Source organism: Denitrovibrio acetiphilus DSM 12809 (genome assembly GCF_000025725.1).
GTDB lineage: Bacteria > Chrysiogenota > Deferribacteres > Deferribacterales > Geovibrionaceae > Denitrovibrio > Denitrovibrio acetiphilus.
In genome coordinates this window covers 2019487-2036333 of sequence record NC_013943.1, presented here as the reverse complement: position 1 = coordinate 2036333, position 16847 = coordinate 2019487, and the positions used below count along the sequence as shown (strand labels likewise).

Genomic DNA, 16847 nt, shown 5'->3' with positions numbered 1-16847 from the left:
TAAGAGGGGGCTATATATAATGGAAGAGAAAATAAAACAGCTTCAGGAGCTTAATGCTGCTGCCGAGCTTGGCGGCGGTGTCGATCGAATTGCTAAACAGCATAAACAGGGCAAGCTCACCGCCCGTGAAAGGGTCGATAAGCTTCTTGACAAAGGTACGTTTGTCGAGTTTGACAAGTATACCGTACACAGGTGCAGCAACTTTGATATGGAATCAACAAAATTCCTTGGTGACGGTGTTGTTACTGGGTACGGAAAGGTTAACGGCAGAACAGTTTTCGTATTCTCTCAGGATTTCACAGTCTTTGGCGGTTCTCTCGCCGAACAGTTTGCAAAAAAGATTTGTAAGATTATGGACAAGGCTATCGAGCTCGGATGCCCTGTTATAGGTCTTAATGACTCCGGCGGAGCCCGTATTCAGGAAGGGGTGCTCTCCCTTGCAGGATATGCGGACATCTTTCTCCGCAATTCGCTTTCATCCGGTGTTGTTCCACAGATATCAGCGATAATGGGACCTTGTGCCGGCGGTGCTGTTTACTCACCAGCTCTCACAGACTTCACATTCATGGTGAAGGATTCGTCCTATATGTTTATTACAGGACCTGAAGTTGTGAAGACGGTTACTTCAGAAAATGTGACAAAAGAGGAGCTTGGCGGTGCAATGACTCACAATACCACATCCGGAGTCGCACACTTTGCTGCTGAAAATGACGAAGACGCAATCCTTCGCATAAGAGAACTTCTCAGCTTCATCCCTTCCAACAACATGGAAGAGGCTCCTATCACTCCGACAAAGGATGATCCGAACCGGACAGAACAGTCTCTCAGAACTCTTGTTCCTGCTGACCCGAACAAGCCTTACGATATGAAAGAGGTGATCGAAAAGATCGTCGATGACGGTAACTTTTTCGAGGTTCAGGAACATTATGCAAAAAATATAATAATAGGCTACGGACGTCTTAACGGGCGCTCTGTGGGTATTGTGGCGAACCAGCCGGCAATTATGGCAGGTGCGCTTGATATAGACTCATCAGTTAAAGCAGCAAGATTCGTAAGATTCTGCGACGCATTTAATATCCCAATCCTGACTCTTGTGGATGTACCAGGCTTTATGCCAGGCGTTAAGCAGGAGCTGGGCGGTATCATTCGCCACGGGGCAAAGCTCCTTTATGCTTATTGCGAAGCTACAGTGCCTAAAGTTACTGTTATAACCCGTAAAGCATACGGCGGAGCTTATGACGTTCTCAGTTCAAAGCATGTTCGCGGAGATATCAACTATGCCTTCCCGACAGCGGAGATTGCTGTTATGGGGCCTGACGGCGCAGCTCAGATTCTTTATGGAAAAGCTATCGCTGTTGCTGATGATCCTGTAGCTGCGAAGAAAGAGAAGGTCGACGCATACCGTGAAAAATTCGCTAACCCGTACCGGGCTGCGGAGCTAGGTTTTGTTGACGAGGTCATCCTTCCTGAGGACACAAGACCGAAAGTGGTTCAGGCATTTGAACTGCTTTCTAACAAAAGGCAGTCAAACCCCGCTAAAAAGCACGACAACCTGCCGCTTTAATGGAGGGATATAATGGCTGATATAACTAAAATACTTGTCGCCAACAGAGGCGAAATAGCAATAAGGGTTTTCAGAACCTGTCGAAAAATGGGTATCGAGACTATTGCGGTTTATACCCATGCAGACAGACTGGCACCCCACGTCAGATACGCTGATTATGCTTACTGTATCTCAGAATCACCAGACGATACAAGCTATCTGAAGCAGGACAGAATAATTGAACTGGCTAAAAAACTTGGTGCCGCTATCCACCCCGGATACGGATTTTATGCTGAGAATGCTGATTTTGTCAAATCCTGTGAGGACAACGGAGTCACTTTCATAGGTCCTAAAGCCGAGCACATCATCCTTATGGGATCGAAAACCGGTGCAAGGAAAGCTATGATAGAAGCAGGTGTACCTGTTGTGCCCGGGACAAAAGACGCAATTACAGATGTGGCAGAAGCTAAGAAAGTTGCTCTTGAAGTTGGGTACCCCATAATGCTTAAAGCTGTTCACGGCGGCGGCGGAAAGGGGATGAGGCTGGTCAACGACGAGTCAGAGTTCGACTCTGCATATAGGACAGCCAGTTCTGAGGCTCAGAACGCTTTCGGCAACGGGGACATGTATATTGAGAAATTTATCATAGAGCCCCACCATGTCGAGATACAGGTGCTTGGCGACTCTCACGGAAACGGCATCCATCTTTTCGAACGTGAATGCTCTATCCAACGCCGTCATCAGAAGGTTATAGAGGAAGCTCCGTCACCTTTTATAAACGACGACACCAGGGCTAAAATGTATGATGTGGCAGTTAAAGCTGTAAAAGCTATCGGTTATGAGAGTGCAGGAACCCTTGAGTTTATCGTTGGTGCCGACCAGAATTTCTATTTCCTTGAGATGAATACACGCCTTCAGGTTGAGCATCCTGTTACAGAGCTCATCACCAGGGTTGACATTGTTCATCAGATGATAACTATTGCAGAAGGTAAACCTCTGCCTATCAAACAGGAAGAGGTGGAGAAGTACGGACATGCGATTGAGTGTCGTATATATGCAGAAGATCCTTTAAATAACTTTGCTCCGTCCCCAGGGCTTATAACTGTTTATGAATCTCCGGAAGGACCAAATGTCAGAGTTGATTCCGGTGCATATGCAGGTTTTGAAGTACCCCTTTACTATGACCCGATGATAGCAAAAGTTTGTGCAATCGGTCAGACAAGGGAGAGGGCTATCACCAGCATGAAGCGCATTTTGTCTGAGTATAAAATATGCGGAATCAGAACATCTATCCCTTTCCACAAAAGAGTGCTTGAAAATGAGACATTCCTTGCAGGAAACTATGATACAGCTTTCATCGATACAAAGTTCGATATGGAAGATATGAAGAGGAAGCGCAACGAGGATGTCGATGTTCCCATAATAGCAGCATCAATCAAACAGCTCCTTTCAGAGAAGATTGCCGCCGCCAGAAGCGTTACAAGGCGTGATGTGGGTGAGTCCAACTGGAAGAGATTCGGCAGGCTTACAAGCCTCGGAAATAAGCTGGGGGGTGCTTAAGATGATAACCAAAAGGAACTACTTTGCCACTATAGATGGCGGTGAAAAGGAATATATTGTTGAACTGGTGGAAAATACGCAGAATCAGTTCACTATAGATATCGACGGACGCAAGCACAGTATAGATTTCGCTATGGCTGGTGACGACGTTTATTCAATAATAATAGATGGCAAGTCATACGCTATGGAGATTGACGAAAAAGGTGATATCTTTGACATACTTATGGAAAATGGAGATAACTTTTCCATAGAAGTTCTGGATGAGATGAAGCGCCTTATGAAAATGCGTCACTCCGCAGGTCTTGAGGGACGCCAGATAATCGAGGCTCAGATGCCGGGCTATATCTGGAAAATTCTCGTTGAAAAAGGGCAGGAGGTCAAAGCAGGTGAACCGCTTATGATACTTGTTGCTATGAAAATGGAAAACGAGATAAAAGCCCCTAAAGACGGAATTGTGGAAGATATTTTTGTTGAGCTTGATCAGACCATTGTTACAGGTGACAGGCTTGCGGTGGTTGAGTAATCAATCTTATATATAGCTTCATATGAGGGGACATTGCTCCCCTCTTTTTTGATATTTGTGTTATTTTTATACTATAAGTTTAAAAATGATCAGTACCGATTAGTTTGCAGACTAATGAGACATTTTGTGTTTACGTTGGTCAGTCGGTATTGTGAAAGTGACTGACTCTAAGTCAGGAGGTGAGTGAGATGGGCGACTCTGAGAAGAAGACCATCAAGGATTGGGAGCAGGCTGCTGCTAAAGAGATCAGACAGGATAATATCGATAAACTCACTTGGCACACAGCCGAGGGGATAGATGTTAAGCCGCTCTATACACTTGAAGATCTTGAAAAACTTGAGAATATAAATACTTTTCCTGGTTTTTCTCCGTATATGAGAGGACCAAGAGCCAGCATGTACACAGGAAGACCATGGACAGTGAGGCAGTATGCGGGGTTTTCCACAGCGGAAGAGTCCAACGCTTTTTATAAAAGAAATCTTGCGGCAGGTCAGCAGGGGCTTTCAGTGGCATTCGACCTTGCCACGCACAGAGGTTACGACTCTGACCACCCCAGAGTTGTGGGGGATGTCGGGAAAGCCGGCGTTGCCATAGACTCCGTAGAGGATATGAAAATCCTCTTCGATGAAATACCTCTCGGAGACGTTTCTGTTTCTATGACAATGAACGGAGCTGTGCTACCTGTTATGGCGATGTATATAGTTGCTGCGGAAGAGCAGGGTGTTACGCAGGAAAAACTGGCAGGAACTATTCAGAATGACATTCTGAAAGAATTTATGGTGAGAAATACTTATATCTACCCTCCTGCTCCTTCTATGAGAATAATTTCTGACATTATCGGATACACCAGTAAATTTATGCCGAGATTCAATTCTATATCTATCTCCGGGTATCACATTCAGGAGGCAGGCGCCAACAATGTTCTGGAGCTTGCATTTACTCTGGCTGACGGGCTGGAGTATGTCAAAGCGGCTGTGGAGGCAGGTCTTGATGTGGATTCATTTGCACCAAGGCTGTCATTTTTCTTTGCTATCGGTATGAACTTTTTTATGGAGATAGCTAAATTGCGCGCGGCGAGGTTTCTCTGGAACGAACTTATGGAACAGTTTAACCCGAAAAATCCTAAATCGAAGATGCTTCGTACCCACTGTCAGACATCGGGCTGGTCGCTAACCGAGCAGGATCCTTACAATAACGTTATCCGGACAACCATAGAGGCTATGGCGGCAGTTATGGGCGGGACACAGTCTCTGCACACTAATGCGCTGGACGAGGCAATCGCACTGCCTACTGATCACTCTGCCCGCATTGCGCGGAACACTCAGCTTGTGATACAGGAAGAAACAGGTATCACAAAAGTTGTTGACCCGCTGGGTGGTTCATATTATATCGAATCCCTCACGCAGACACTCATCGACAAGGCACGGGAAGAGATCAGAGAGATAGAGAAGATGGGCGGAATGACAAAAGCTATTGAGACGGGTATGCCGAAACTGAAGATAGAAGAATCCGCAGCAAAAAAACAGGCTTCGATTGATAGTGGCAGAGATGTTATTGTCGGTGTGAATAAATACAGACTGAAAGAAGAAGACCCTATCGAAGTCCTGGATATAGACAACACTGCTGTGCGTGAATCTCAGATAAAACGTCTGGAGAAAATCCGCAGAGAACGTGACAATGAAGCTTGTCAGAGTGCTCTTGATGCTTTGACAAAAGCATGCGAAGATAAACAGGAGAACCTGCTGGAACATTGCGTTAATGCTGCAAGGCAGAGAGCGTCCATCGGCGAAATATCAGATGCCATGGAGAAAGTTTTCGGTAGACATAAGGCAGATATTAAGCTTGTTTCAGGAGCGTACGGTTCAATGTTTGAAGACGATACAGGTTTTAACGAACTTAAGGCAGACATAGATGCATTCGAAAAACAGGAAGGACGGAGACCGAGAATACTCGTTGCTAAAATGGGGCAGGACGGTCACGACAGAGGTGCAAAAGTTGTTTCCTCTGCCTATGCAGATGCGGGTTTCGATGTAGATGTTGGTCCGCTCTTTCAAACTCCGGAAGAGGCTGCACGAATGGCTGTTGAGAATGATGTACATGTTGTGGGTGTTTCATCACTTGCAGCAGGGCACAAGACCCTTATACCGCAGCTTATGGCAGAGCTGAAAAAGCTTGACGGTGAAGATATTGTTGTAGTCTGCGGCGGTGTTATCCCGCGTCAGGATTATGAAGAGCTCTATGCTGCTGGTGCTGCCTGTGTCTTCGGACCGGGGACACCTATTACAGAATCAGCGAAAAAGACCCTTGAGGCTATAAAAGCTAAGAAATAAATTTATGAGGCTTCTCACCATGGGGAGCCTCTTTTTTCAGTCATTGCAGCAAAGAAGAAACTTTGTATGCGATGGCTTCATCAGGTGCTATGGATACAGACAAACTCGCAAAGGGACTTGTAGAAGGGCATCTTCGTCCGTTGTCCCGTGCAATCACGCTTATAGAAAGCTCCAACCCCGACCATCAGGATTATGCTGCGAAGCTACTTGATCAGATACTGCCCTATACCGGTAATTCCGTCCGTATAGGTATCTCCGGTGTGCCGGGTGTCGGCAAGTCAACCTTCATAGAAGCTTTTGGCCAGCTCCTCACTGCGAAGGGGCACAAGGTTGCTGTGCTTGCCGTAGACCCTTCTTCCCAGATCACAGGCGGTTCTATTTTGGGGGATAAAACCCGTATGGAAGAACTCGCCCGTGATAAAAACGCTTTTATACGTCCGTCTCCAGCCGGAAGCACTCTTGGCGGTGTTGCGAAGAAGACGAGGGAGACAATGCTTCTCTGCGAAGCTGCCGGTTATGATGTGGTATTGGTTGAAACAGTTGGAGTTGGTCAGTCTGAGATAACTGTTGCGTCTATGGTGGACTTTTTTATGCTTCTCCAGCTTGCAAATGCAGGGGATGAGCTACAGGGGATCAAGAAAGGCGTGATGGAAATTGCTGACGCCATCGTCATAAACAAGGCAGAAGGGGAGAACAGGCAGAAGGCAGAGCTTGCCAGAGGGCAATACATGAATGCGTTGCACATCCTCCGCCCAAAATCAAAAAACTGGACAGTGCCGGTTCTACTCGCAAGCGCCCTTTATAACGAAGGAGTCGCAGAGGTTTGGGACATGGTAAAAGACTACAGGGGTAAGCTGACGGCAAGCGGAGAGTTTGCGGATAAGCGTAAAAAACAAGCTGTGGACTGGCTCTGGACAATGGTTATGGACAACCTTAAAGATATGTTTAAGAACAGCAGGAATGTTCAGGCAATGCTGCCGCAAATTCAGGAAGCTGTCGTAAACGGCACAACAACTCCATCCGCGGCGTCTAAACGATTGCTGGAACTATTCAAAAGATATTAAGCTTAAATTACTCCTTAAATGTGGTTGACATCAGAACTTATTCATATCAAAATATACCAAGTAGGACTCAGGGAAGTGCGGTTAAAATCCGCCGCTGCCCCCGCAACTGTAAGCCTGACGAAAGTCTTGTTCAGAAAACCACTGCGAAAGCGGGAAGGTTAAGACAAATAGGATGACGGCAAGCCAGGATACCTGACCTGCAATATACCAGCGGAGGGATGGATGAGCTTATCATTACTCAATCCATAATTTTATCTTCTTAATACTTATAGTTGCGCTTGTGCTCAGTAATCTTGCTGTATATATACCCCCTCTAAAAGTATATTCGCTACGGAACTATCTAGTTATTTAAGATGCTTCGCTTTATTCTGACAGTATGACTGCGCACATTTGGAGGTGTGACACACATGATTGAAAAAGTTATGAAACGGGACGGCAGGTTTGTTGCTTTCGACCAGGAGCGGGTTGCAAATGCTATTTTTAAAGCTGCTTCATCCGTGGGCGGGACAGACAGGAACACATCGTCGGAACTGTCTATAAAGGTTTGCCGTGAGCTGATAGATTCTTACGGAAAATACGGCACATGCTCTGTGGAGGAGATACAGGATACTGTTGAAAAAATCCTCATCGAAAACGGACATGCTAGAACTGCAAAGGCTTATATTATATACAGAAAACAGCGTTCAGACATTCGCGATATCAAAGACACTCTTACAGGCTTTGAGTCTATCGTTGAGGAATATCTTGGCGGCGAAGATTGGCGTATAAATGAAAATAGCAATACTACCTATGCATTACAAGGTTTAAATAATTATATATCCTCAACCGTTACAGCGAAATACTGGCTGAACAAAATTTATCCGAAAAATATTGCTGATGCACATGTGAACGGCGATATGCATATTCATGACCTCGGTCTGCTGGCGGTGTACTGCTGTGGATGGGATCTGAAAGACCTTTTAGTCAGGGGATTCCGAGGGGTTGCAGGGAAGGTTGAGAGTGCACCTCCGAAACACTTTCGTTCTGCTCTCGGGCAGATAGTAAATTTCTTTTATACACTGCAGGGTGAGGCTGCGGGTGCTCAGGCTTTTTCAAGCTTTGACACACTGCTTGCCCCGTTTATCGCTTACGACAAACTTAGTTACAAAGACGTCAAGCAAGCTCTTCAGGAATTTATTTTTAATATTAATGTTCCTACAAGAGTTGGCTTTCAGACACCATTCACGAACCTGACCCTTGATCTGTTTGTACCTAAAACATATAGAGATGAGTCGGTTATCATCGGCGGTGTACCGCAGGCTGAAACTTATAATGATTTCCAGGAAGAGATGTTCATGCTGAACAAAGCTTTCATAGAAGTTATGATTGAAGGCGATGCCAAAGGACGTATCTTCACCTTCCCGATCCCGACTTATAATGTTTCAAAAGACTTTCAGTGGGAACATGAGATCGTAGATAAAATCATGGAAGTTACTGCAAAATATGGTATTCCTTACTTTGCAAACTTTGTGAACAGCGATATGAGTCCGGATGATGCAAGAAGCATGTGCTGTCGTCTGAGGCTTGACAACAGAGAACTGCGTAAACGTGGAGGCGGTCTTTTCGGTGCGAACCCCCTTACCGGTTCCATTGGCGTAGTCACGATAAATCTGCCTAGAATGGGCTATAGTGCTGAAAATGAAGCTGATTTTTTTGCGAAGCTGGAAAGTCTTATGCAGCTAGGCAGAGAAAGCCTTCGTGTTAAAAGAAGAATCCTTGAAAAGTTGACCGACAACGGTCTTTATCCTTACGCAAGATACTATCTGTCTGCTATCAAGGAAAGATTTGGTCAGTATTGGAAAAATCACTTTAACACTATAGGTATAATAGGCATGAATGAGGCTTTGCAAAACTTTATAGGCGTTGACATTATGCATAAGGACGGGTTGGAGTACGCAGTAAAAATACTCAACTTCATGCGTGATAAGCTTGGTGAGTTTCAGGAAGAAGACGACATGCTTTATAATCTTGAGGCCACTCCGGCTGAAGGAACATCCTATAGACTGGCGAAGAAGGACGCAAAAGATCTGCCGGGTATAATAACTTCAGGTTCTGCTGAGAACCCGTATTATACAAATTCGACACAGATCCCCGTTGAGAAAACAAGGGAGCTTTTTAAAGCCCTGAAACATCAGGATCAGCTCCAGACGCTCTATACCGGAGGGACGGTATTTCACGTTTTTCTCGGTGAAGCGGTGGATGACTACAGCACTGTAAACAGACTTTTGCAGAAGATAACTAACGAATACGCTATCCCTTATGTAACTATCACTCCGACATTTTCCGTTTGTCCGGTGCATGGCTACATAAAGGGTGAACATAAAAACTGCCCGCACTGTGCTGAAGAGAAAAGAAACAGTATAGAGGCGGAGATCCGTGAACTCGAAACCACTATGGAGGTATGATTATGAGTAATGCTGAAAGAATTGATGCACTGAGAGAAGAACTTAAGGATGTTAAAGGTGAAGAGTGTGAAGTGTACAGCCGCGTTGTAGGATATCACAGCCCTACAAGCCACTGGAACAAAGGTAAAAAAGAAGAATTTGTTCACAGAGAGACTTTTGATATCCAGAAATAATATGACTGATCTATTTTTGAGTAACTTCATCCCTGTGAGCCTGATTGATTATCCGGGGGTGATATCTTCTGTTGCATTCTTTAATGGGTGTAACCTCCGATGCAGATATTGCCACAATCCTGAACTGGTCAACAGCGCTCTGGGAGAGAACAGGCTTGAGGAATTCCTCAGCAGTCTGGAAGGGAAAGATATCGAAGGGGTTGCCGTGTCAGGCGGTGAACCCCTTTTTTTACCAGATATGCCGGAATTTCTGCGGACGCTGAAAGATCGTGGTTTCCTTGTGAAGCTTGATACAAACGGCAGTTATCCCGGTAGGCTGGAAAGAGTCTGCGGTGAAGGGCTGGCGGATTTTGTTTCTGTTGATCTTAAGGCGTTTAACGATTCTGATGTTAAAGAGATAACCCGCAGTAACTACGGTATTGATAAATTTATCAAAACAATAGACGTCCTGCGTGAGCATAAGGTTGGTTTTGAGGTGAGGCATACACTCTGGAAGGTTCCTGATGAAGATGATGTTAAAAGTGTGGTGTCTGGTCTGAGCGATGCGGGGCTGGTTGTTCAGTTTCCTGTCCGCAATGGAAGGTGGCTGGATAAACGATTTGATATATCCCTTTCTCCTGATGAACACGCCTTAATAAGAGCAATGTTCGATAAATATGATGTTAAGTACCGTAATTCATTTGACAGTTAACAGTAGCAGGAAAATACCAATAAAAATTATGATTGGAAGCCATATAGCAAACCATTTGTCTCTGACTGGGGACGGGCGCTGAGTTTTTCTGATATCCCGCTGGTGCATCATGTGCACGACACGGGTCACAGTGCCCTTCGTTACTCTGTAAAAGAGCAGAGCGAGCACTGCGATTCCTAATGCCGTGAATAGTTTATTCATCTATCCTGTTATTGCGTTGAACTCATCGTCATTTTTAAAGCTTGAGAAATCTTTATCTTTTTTAGCCTTTGCCGCGTACTCGGGCTGAATGGCTATTGCTGCTTTGAGGTTGCTGAGGGCGCCTTCACGCTTGCCTAGCAGTGCATAAACACATGCTGCGTTGTACATGGACTCGTGTTTATCATCTTTTACCGCTATAGCTTTGGTGAATGCGTCAGCCGCTTCTTCGTACCGTTTCAGTTTACCCAGAGCAAGCCCCAGATTATGAAGCGCCTCGTGAAAGTCAGGTTTCAGCTCTGTTGCTTTGCTGAAAGCCATGACAGCGTCATCAATTTTATCAGAAACTATATAGGAGTGAGCAAGGTTGTTCCATGCAGAGGCATCATCAGGTTTTATTTCAACTGCTTTTTTAAGAGCTTGGGATGCGTCATCATATTTTTTCTCTTTCAGACATGCGTTTCCGTAGCTGACAAGGTATGCTGCATTTTCAGGCTCCAGCTCACATGCTCTGCGGAGGCTTTCTATGGCGGTTTCATACTTACGAGCTACATATGCTATATATCCTGAGAGAAAGAAAGCTGACCCGAATGTATCATCTGAAGTTTTGATTTCATCGAGTATCTGACCAGCCTCAGTGTAATTTTTGTCATTAACCTTCTCAAGAGCTGTAAGATATTTATGCTTAGAGGATATCTCGTAGCCTGCTTTTTTAAGGAAGGCACTTTCCGTGTTGATTTCACTGAGCATTGTTCTCTGCGAGTTGTCGAGTTTGAGAGATTTCTCCGGGTCAAATAGGTATTTTGCATCATTGATTTTAGAGTTAAGTTCTGCTGCGGTTTTATTTACAGAAGAAATTATAGTATTTTCTTCTAAATCCGAAGCGTGAATATCTTCTGCTGTGTTAGACTGTTTGTTTTTATGTGAGTAGATGATCAGGCATTCAGCTATGAATTTTTTGAGATACCTGTATACCAGCATGATTACAAGCAAGAGCGCAGTCATAGATGCAAAGATAGCTCCAAGTAATTGATAAAAAAGAGCTTTATGTTTGCTGTCGCTATTTAAAATAGCGGTGTTAATGTCGCTTATGTCTTTGTCGTGTGTTAGTTTGATTTCGTCTAGCTTGGTTAGCACTTCCTGATTATCGATACTGACGTTTATGCCGTCAATTCTCTGGTTGAGCTGCTCCTCTAATTTGTTGATTCTAGTGAGGATATCGTCATTGTCATGTTTGATTATTTTGTTGAACAAACCTTTTGATTCAACACTGCCGGTATCCTGTTTTTCGCTGACTTGTTCTTTGCTCCCATCGGAGTCAGCAGAGTTTTGAACGTTACAGGAAACGGCAATAGCCACAGTAACTATTATAATTACTAAAAAAGCAATATTTCTCATAATGCTATAATATCATCGAAAACCCTGTTTAGCCAGCAAAAAACACAATCAGGTGAACAGGTGCACACATATAATTTGTTTTCAATCTGATTGACTTAAGTTTAAAATTATAGTAATAAAAATGTCATGGAACTTCTTGAGAAACTGGATATTTTAAGTAGCAAGATTGACGAACTGCTCGTCCGGTTAAATGAAGAGCAGCAGAAGAACATGCAGCTGCAGGCTGAAAATGCCGAACTGCACGAAGAGAACAGGAGAATTAACGAACAAAAAGAGGCTGTTCGGGCAAAGGTCGAAGACCTGCTCGGCAGACTTTAAAAGCAGCGGGGTGCTTTTAGTGCCTGTCAATGAATATAAGGTCACCATAAGGGGCATGAAGTACTTTATGAAGACCGACAAGGACTTAGATTTTGTAAACAGAGTTGTCGAGTTGCTCAACGGAAAGATGAACGAAATTGAGCGTATGGCAAATGCTCCGGATACACAAAAACTTGCTGTTATGGCAGCTTTCAGTTTTGCAGCGGACTGTGTTCTGCTTCAGGACGAGAAAGGCGAGAGCCTCAGCAAAGTTATAGAAATGATAGATAAGACAGCATAAGACTACCCCTGCGGCGTTCGTGATGATATAGGAAAATTGGAGCCAACACTCCAAGACCGGGGGATGATACTTTGTATGGTGTGCAAACCTGCCTTGAGCAGGGAGCCTAAAGTACTCGTGATTCCTCCGCCCTTATAAAAGGGCTACAATTGGACTATATCGACGGCGTCTGCGGGGGTTTTTTATAGATTAGTTCGGCATTTGCCGAGCTGAAATACCCTATGGGGTTTACGATAGATAATGAAGATTCTCGAAGAGCTTAGGCCTCGCGCCTTTGACGATATAGCCGGACAGAAGCATCTTATTGGTGTTGACTCGGTATTCAGAAAAATGGTCGAAGATGGTGGATTCGACTCGGTGGTTCTTGTGGGACCTCCTGGGACAGGGAAAACAACACTTGCGGAGATCATAGGCAAACATCTGAATATGCCGTATTTCAGCCTTCACGCTGCAACTGCCGGGTCTGGCGACCTTAAACAGATTATGGAATCTGCCAGACATGCCGGAAAGACGGTTTTGGTTTTTGTGGATGAACTCCATAGATTTAACAAAACACAGCAGGTTCTTCTGCTGAACATGATAGATTCCGGTCTCGCCAAGCTTATCGGAGCTTCAACTGAAAACCCCTATCACAATTTAATACAGCCTCTGCGTTCACGGAGTTTTGTTTTCCGTCTTGAACGCCTCGAAAAGCCTGACCTTAAAGAACTTTTCGAAAAAGTTAAGCTGTATTTTAAGGAGAGATACAAGGCTGATGATGTCGTCTGCACTGATGACGAATTCGACAGACTTGTAAAAGCATCTGACGGAGACGGAAGAAGATTCCTCTCTGTGCTGGAGCTTTCTGCTGTCAACGGCAGCTTTAAAGACGATGTACTGCATCTGGGGGTGAGTAAGGCTCTTGAGCACACCACAGACAGCAGATATAACGCAGACGAGCATTATGATATGCTCTCTGCTATGATAAAAAGCATTAGGGGAACAGACCCTGATGCAGCAGCTTTATGGTGTTTCAGACTGCTTGAGTGCGGTATGGAGCCGGAGGCGATATTCAGAAGACTTCTAATATCCGCCTCAGAAGATATTGGAAATGCTTTCCCCGATGCACTTGTTTTTGCCCAGAGTGCTTATAGCGCTTTTCAGGCAGTTGGCAGACCGGAGGGAGACATTATATTAGCTCATGTAATCACTTATCTGGCGTCCTGTCCCAAAAGCAACAGGAGCTATAAGGCTATGTGGGCGGTGAAAGAGTATCTGGAGAACAATACGCCGAATGTCCCTTATCCGCTTCGGACTGAGGGGAAAGGTTATCACTATCCGTTTGATCATGGCGGATTTGTTGTTCAGGACTACTCCGGCACTGACGAAGTATTTTACGACCCGTCTGATGCTGGATTTGAAATGAAAATTTCTGAAAGGCTTAAAAGGTTGTGGGGCAAAGAGAAAACCTATGGAAAAAAAGCAGGCGAGAAAGGCTGCTCTTGCGACAAGGGCTACTCTTGCAAAATATCAGATAAATAAAATGTCTGATGCGGTAGCAGAAAGGTTTCTGAAGGAATTTGGGGACTTTGACAGCTATCTGCTTTACAGCAGCTTTAAAAGTGAAGTGGAAACACACTCACTGATAAAGTATCTTTACGGAATGAAGAAGACTGTTTATCTTCCCGTTGTTAGCGGGGACGAGCTTAAATTAGGCTCTTATAAGGGAGAGGCTAGTCTTTCATCCGGTGCATTCGGGATTCAGGAGCCTGTGGAATGCACTGATTTTAAACATATAGACATTGCCGTGGTACCCGGTGTTGCTTTTGACAGAGCGCTTCATAGGATTGGGTATGGCAAGGGATATTATGACAGGCTCCTTGGGGCGGTACGTTTCGGGATTATTGCAGGTTTTGCTTTTGAGTGTCAGTTGTTTGATTCTTTTGACCATGAACCGCATGACATTCCCGTGGACGTACTTGTAACCGAGAATGATATATACAGGAGGAACAGCTAATGGGAGTCACTTATTATCTACTAGTGGTAGCCGGAGCTGTTATTGGCGCATTCGTCGGTATGTTTTACCAGAAAAAACGCAATGATGCCGAAAACCAGAAACTGAACAAAACCGCTGAAGATATTATCAGCAAAGCGAAAAGAGAGTCTGACGAAATACTCAAAGAAGCTAAAATTGAGTCGAAAGACATTATTTTCAAAGGAAAACAGGAACTTGACAAAGAGGTCCGTGAAAAAAGAAATGACCTCAAAGCACAGGAAAAACGCATTATTCAGAAAGAAGAATCTCTCGATAAAAAGCTCGATGCAATCGAACGCAAAGAAGAAGGATTCGTTCAGAAAGATGCAGACATTGAAAAACGTCTCAAGGATATTGATGCTACCAGAGAACGTGTTAACGAACTTAAACAGAACATTATTATGGAGACTGAAAAGATTGCAAACATGACAAGCGAAGAAGCTAAGCAGATGCTCATTGAACAGATGGTTGACGATGCGAAGCTTGAAGCTGCAAGAACACTGCGCGAGATGGAAGAGGAAACAAAATCCGAGGCTGATAAAAAAGCCAGAAGTATCATTTCCACTGCTATTCAGCGATGCGCTCCAGAGTACATCTCAGAGATAACTGTGACAGTGGTTGCACTGCCTAGTGATGAGATGAAAGGGCGTATTATCGGACGTGAGGGGCGTAATATCCGTACATTTGAAAGTGTTACCGGAGTTGACATTATTGTTGATGACACACCGGAAGCGGTTATCCTCTCTTCTTACGACCCATTCCGCAGAGAGATAGCCAAAATGACACTGGAAAGACTTGTGTCTGACGGACGTATCCACCCTGCACGAATCGAAGAAGTATACAACAAAGCTAAAGAAGAGCTTGAAAAACATGTACTCGAAGTTGGCGAGGAAGCTCTTTTCAACCTCGGACTGCACAACGTCAGCAAAGAGATCACCCGTCTGCTCGGTAGACTGAAATACAGAACCTCTTATGGGCAGAACGTTCTCGGACACTCCATTGAGGTTGCCAAAATAACAGGTCTCATGGCTGCGGAGCTTGGACTTAATGAAAAGATAGCTAAACGTGCCGGTCTCCTTCACGATATCGGTAAGGCTATCGACTACGAAGCTGAGGGCTCTCACACTGAGATCGGTGTCGAAGTTGCTAAAAAACATAAAGAGGACTGGCGGGTTCTTAACGCCATCGCATCCCACCACGGTGAGGAAGAGTTTAAATGTATCGAGGCTGTGCTTGTGCAGGCTGCGGATGCTATCTCTGCTTCCCGTCCGGGAGCAAGGCGAGAGGTTCTGGAAAGCTATATTAAGCGTCTGGAAAACCTTGAATCCATCGCATCAGGCTTTGACGGTGTACAGAAGTCCTACGCTATTCAGGCTGGACGTGAAGTGCGCATTATCGTTGAGCCGGAAAGAGTTAATGATGAAAGGCTTATAACTCTTTCAAAAGACATATCCAAACAGATCGAAGACGAGCTTACCTATCCGGGACAGATAAAAGTTACTGTCATCAGGGAAGCCAGAGCGGTCGGTTACGCAAAGTGAGAATACTCCACATCGGAGACATAATAGGCAGAACCGGCAGGAAGGCAGTAAAAACCTTTCTGCCTGAGGTTCGCCGCGAATATATGCCGGACATAATAGTCGCCAATGCTGAAAATGCATCTGGCGGCTTCGGCATCACTTATGCAGTTTATGAAGAATTGCGTAAGCTTGACATTGACATCATGACTACTGGCAACCACATATGGGATAACAGAGAGACAGAAATGTCTATACATAAAATGGATTATCTCATCCGACCTGCTAACCTGCCGGAAGGAGTACCCGGCAAAGGTGTTATTTCTATTGAAAAAAACGGACAAAAGTTTACTGTTATAAATCTTATCGGAAGGGTTTACATGGGTCTTTCAGACTGTCCTTTCAGGAAGCTTGACGAGCTGCGCTCACAGGCGGAAGGGTTTGTAATGGTGGATTTTCACGGCGAGGCTACAAGCGAGAAAGCAGCTTTTGCTTTCTATGCTGACGGCAGAATAGGCACTGTTGTCGGCACTCACACTCATGTTCAGACGGCAGATGAAAGGGTGCTTCCGAAGGGAACACTTTTTCAGACTGATGTGGGGATGTGCGGCGCGCTTAACTCTGTGATAGGGATGGAAAAAGAAGCCCCTATCGAGAGATTTATAAAGGGTATGCCGAGGAAATTTGAGGTTGAAAAGCGGGGGGAAATGATGTTTAATGCCCTGTTTTTCGAGTATGACGACAATCTCACAATTAGTGATTTTAAAAGATTGTCAATAAGTTCGGGAGATTGA

Annotated in this window: 13 protein-coding genes, 1 other RNA gene, 1 pseudogene and 1 riboswitch; of the genes and pseudogenes, 14 read left to right on the top strand and 1 reads right to left on the bottom strand. The window is 44.7% G+C overall.

The features are described 5' to 3' along the window. Nucleotides 1-19 precede the first annotated feature (19 nt). From DACET_RS09740 to DACET_RS09705, 7 genes and pseudogenes are all read left to right on the top strand, one after another. Nucleotides 20-1564, top strand: a complete 1545-nt coding sequence (locus tag DACET_RS09740) for an acyl-CoA carboxylase subunit beta (RefSeq protein ID WP_013011206.1) — start codon at nucleotides 20-22, stop codon at nucleotides 1562-1564. A 12-nt stretch (nucleotides 1565-1576) separates the two neighbouring features. Next, nucleotides 1577-3103 carry an acetyl-CoA carboxylase biotin carboxylase subunit gene (locus DACET_RS09735; RefSeq protein WP_013011205.1) on the top strand — a complete coding sequence of 509 codons (1527 nt, stop codon included), beginning with the start codon at nucleotides 1577-1579 and terminating at the stop codon, nucleotides 3101-3103. A 1-nt stretch (nucleotide 3104) separates the two neighbouring features. Continuing rightward, nucleotides 3105-3626 (top strand): acyl-CoA carboxylase biotin carboxyl carrier protein subunit, encoded by a 522-nt coding sequence (locus tag DACET_RS09730; RefSeq protein ID WP_013011204.1) that lies wholly within the window; start codon nucleotides 3105-3107, stop codon nucleotides 3624-3626. Between the two features lie 188 nt (nucleotides 3627-3814). After that, nucleotides 3815-5956, top strand: a complete 2142-nt coding sequence (gene scpA, locus DACET_RS09725; protein WP_013011203.1) for a methylmalonyl-CoA mutase — start codon at nucleotides 3815-3817, stop codon at nucleotides 5954-5956. Nucleotides 5957-6027: 71 nt separating this feature from the next. Then, a complete protein-coding gene (meaB, locus tag DACET_RS09720; RefSeq protein ID WP_013011202.1) occupies nucleotides 6028-7020 on the top strand; it encodes a methylmalonyl Co-A mutase-associated GTPase MeaB in 993 nt (330 codons plus the stop codon). 46 nt (nucleotides 7021-7066) lie between these two features. Continuing rightward, nucleotides 7067-7234: riboswitch (cobalamin riboswitch) on the top strand. Between the two features lie 193 nt (nucleotides 7235-7427). Next, nucleotides 7428-9637: pseudogene (locus DACET_RS09715) on the top strand (ribonucleoside triphosphate reductase). A 16-nt stretch (nucleotides 9638-9653) separates the two neighbouring features. After that, complete coding sequence (locus DACET_RS09705) at nucleotides 9654-10328, top strand: anaerobic ribonucleoside-triphosphate reductase activating protein (RefSeq protein ID WP_169304216.1); 675 nt, start codon at nucleotides 9654-9656, stop codon at nucleotides 10326-10328. Between the two features lie 201 nt (nucleotides 10329-10529). On the opposite strand, the gene DACET_RS09695 is transcribed toward DACET_RS09705, so the two are convergent. Then, the gene (locus DACET_RS09695; RefSeq protein ID WP_013011200.1) at nucleotides 10530-11924 is read right to left on the bottom strand and encodes a tetratricopeptide repeat protein; all 1395 of its coding nucleotides are present in this window, start codon (nucleotides 11922-11924) and stop codon (nucleotides 10530-10532) included. Between the two features lie 126 nt (nucleotides 11925-12050). On the opposite strand from DACET_RS09695, the gene DACET_RS16315 reads away from it, so the two are divergent. The 7 genes from DACET_RS16315 (at nucleotide 12051) to DACET_RS09665 (ending at nucleotide 16847) form a co-directional block, all read left to right on the top strand. Then, nucleotides 12051-12242, top strand: a complete 192-nt coding sequence (locus DACET_RS16315) for a hypothetical protein (protein WP_013011199.1) — start codon at nucleotides 12051-12053, stop codon at nucleotides 12240-12242. Then, complete coding sequence (locus DACET_RS16680) at nucleotides 12154-12522, top strand: cell division protein ZapA (protein ID WP_283804955.1); 369 nt, start codon at nucleotides 12154-12156, stop codon at nucleotides 12520-12522. Before DACET_RS16315 ends, DACET_RS16680 begins: the two co-directional genes overlap by 89 nt. Nucleotides 12523-12524: 2 nt before the next feature. After that, a non-coding RNA gene (gene ssrS, locus DACET_RS16015) (6S RNA) lies at nucleotides 12525-12704 on the top strand. A 58-nt stretch (nucleotides 12705-12762) separates the two neighbouring features. Further along, on the top strand, nucleotides 12763-14043 hold the full coding sequence (locus DACET_RS09680) for an AAA family ATPase (protein WP_013011197.1): 1281 nt from the start codon (nucleotides 12763-12765) through the stop codon (nucleotides 14041-14043). Further along, a complete protein-coding gene (locus DACET_RS09675; RefSeq protein ID WP_041229959.1) occupies nucleotides 13973-14518 on the top strand; it encodes a 5-formyltetrahydrofolate cyclo-ligase in 546 nt (181 codons plus the stop codon). The genes DACET_RS09680 and DACET_RS09675 overlap by 71 nt, the downstream gene beginning before the upstream one ends. Next, complete coding sequence (gene rny / locus DACET_RS09670) at nucleotides 14518-16077, top strand: ribonuclease Y (RefSeq protein WP_013011195.1); 1560 nt, start codon at nucleotides 14518-14520, stop codon at nucleotides 16075-16077. Before DACET_RS09675 ends, rny begins: the two co-directional genes overlap by 1 nt. Further along, nucleotides 16074-16847: a TIGR00282 family metallophosphoesterase gene (locus tag DACET_RS09665; RefSeq protein WP_013011194.1), complete on the top strand. Its 774-nt coding sequence runs from the start codon at nucleotides 16074-16076 to the stop codon at nucleotides 16845-16847. The genes rny and DACET_RS09665 overlap by 4 nt, the downstream gene beginning before the upstream one ends.

Coding starts and splice junctions, on each gene's coding strand:
- DACET_RS09740 (WP_013011206.1), top strand. CDS start 20: ATGGAAGAGAAAATAAAACAGCTTCAGGAGCTTAATGCTGCTGCCGAG.
- DACET_RS09735 (WP_013011205.1), top strand. CDS start 1,577: ATGGCTGATATAACTAAAATACTTGTCGCCAACAGAGGCGAAATAGCA.
- DACET_RS09730 (WP_013011204.1), top strand. CDS start 3,105: ATGATAACCAAAAGGAACTACTTTGCCACTATAGATGGCGGTGAAAAG.
- scpA (WP_013011203.1), top strand. CDS start 3,815: ATGGGCGACTCTGAGAAGAAGACCATCAAGGATTGGGAGCAGGCTGCT.
- meaB (WP_013011202.1), top strand. CDS start 6,028: ATGGCTTCATCAGGTGCTATGGATACAGACAAACTCGCAAAGGGACTT.
- DACET_RS09695 (WP_013011200.1), bottom strand. CDS start 11,924: ATGAGAAATATTGCTTTTTTAGTAATTATAATAGTTACTGTGGCTATT.
- DACET_RS16315 (WP_013011199.1), top strand. CDS start 12,051: ATGGAACTTCTTGAGAAACTGGATATTTTAAGTAGCAAGATTGACGAA.
- DACET_RS16680 (WP_283804955.1), top strand. CDS start 12,154: ATGCCGAACTGCACGAAGAGAACAGGAGAATTAACGAACAAAAAGAGG.
- DACET_RS09680 (WP_013011197.1), top strand. CDS start 12,763: ATGAAGATTCTCGAAGAGCTTAGGCCTCGCGCCTTTGACGATATAGCC.
- DACET_RS09675 (WP_041229959.1), top strand. CDS start 13,973: ATGGAAAAAAAGCAGGCGAGAAAGGCTGCTCTTGCGACAAGGGCTACT.
- rny (WP_013011195.1), top strand. CDS start 14,518: ATGGGAGTCACTTATTATCTACTAGTGGTAGCCGGAGCTGTTATTGGC.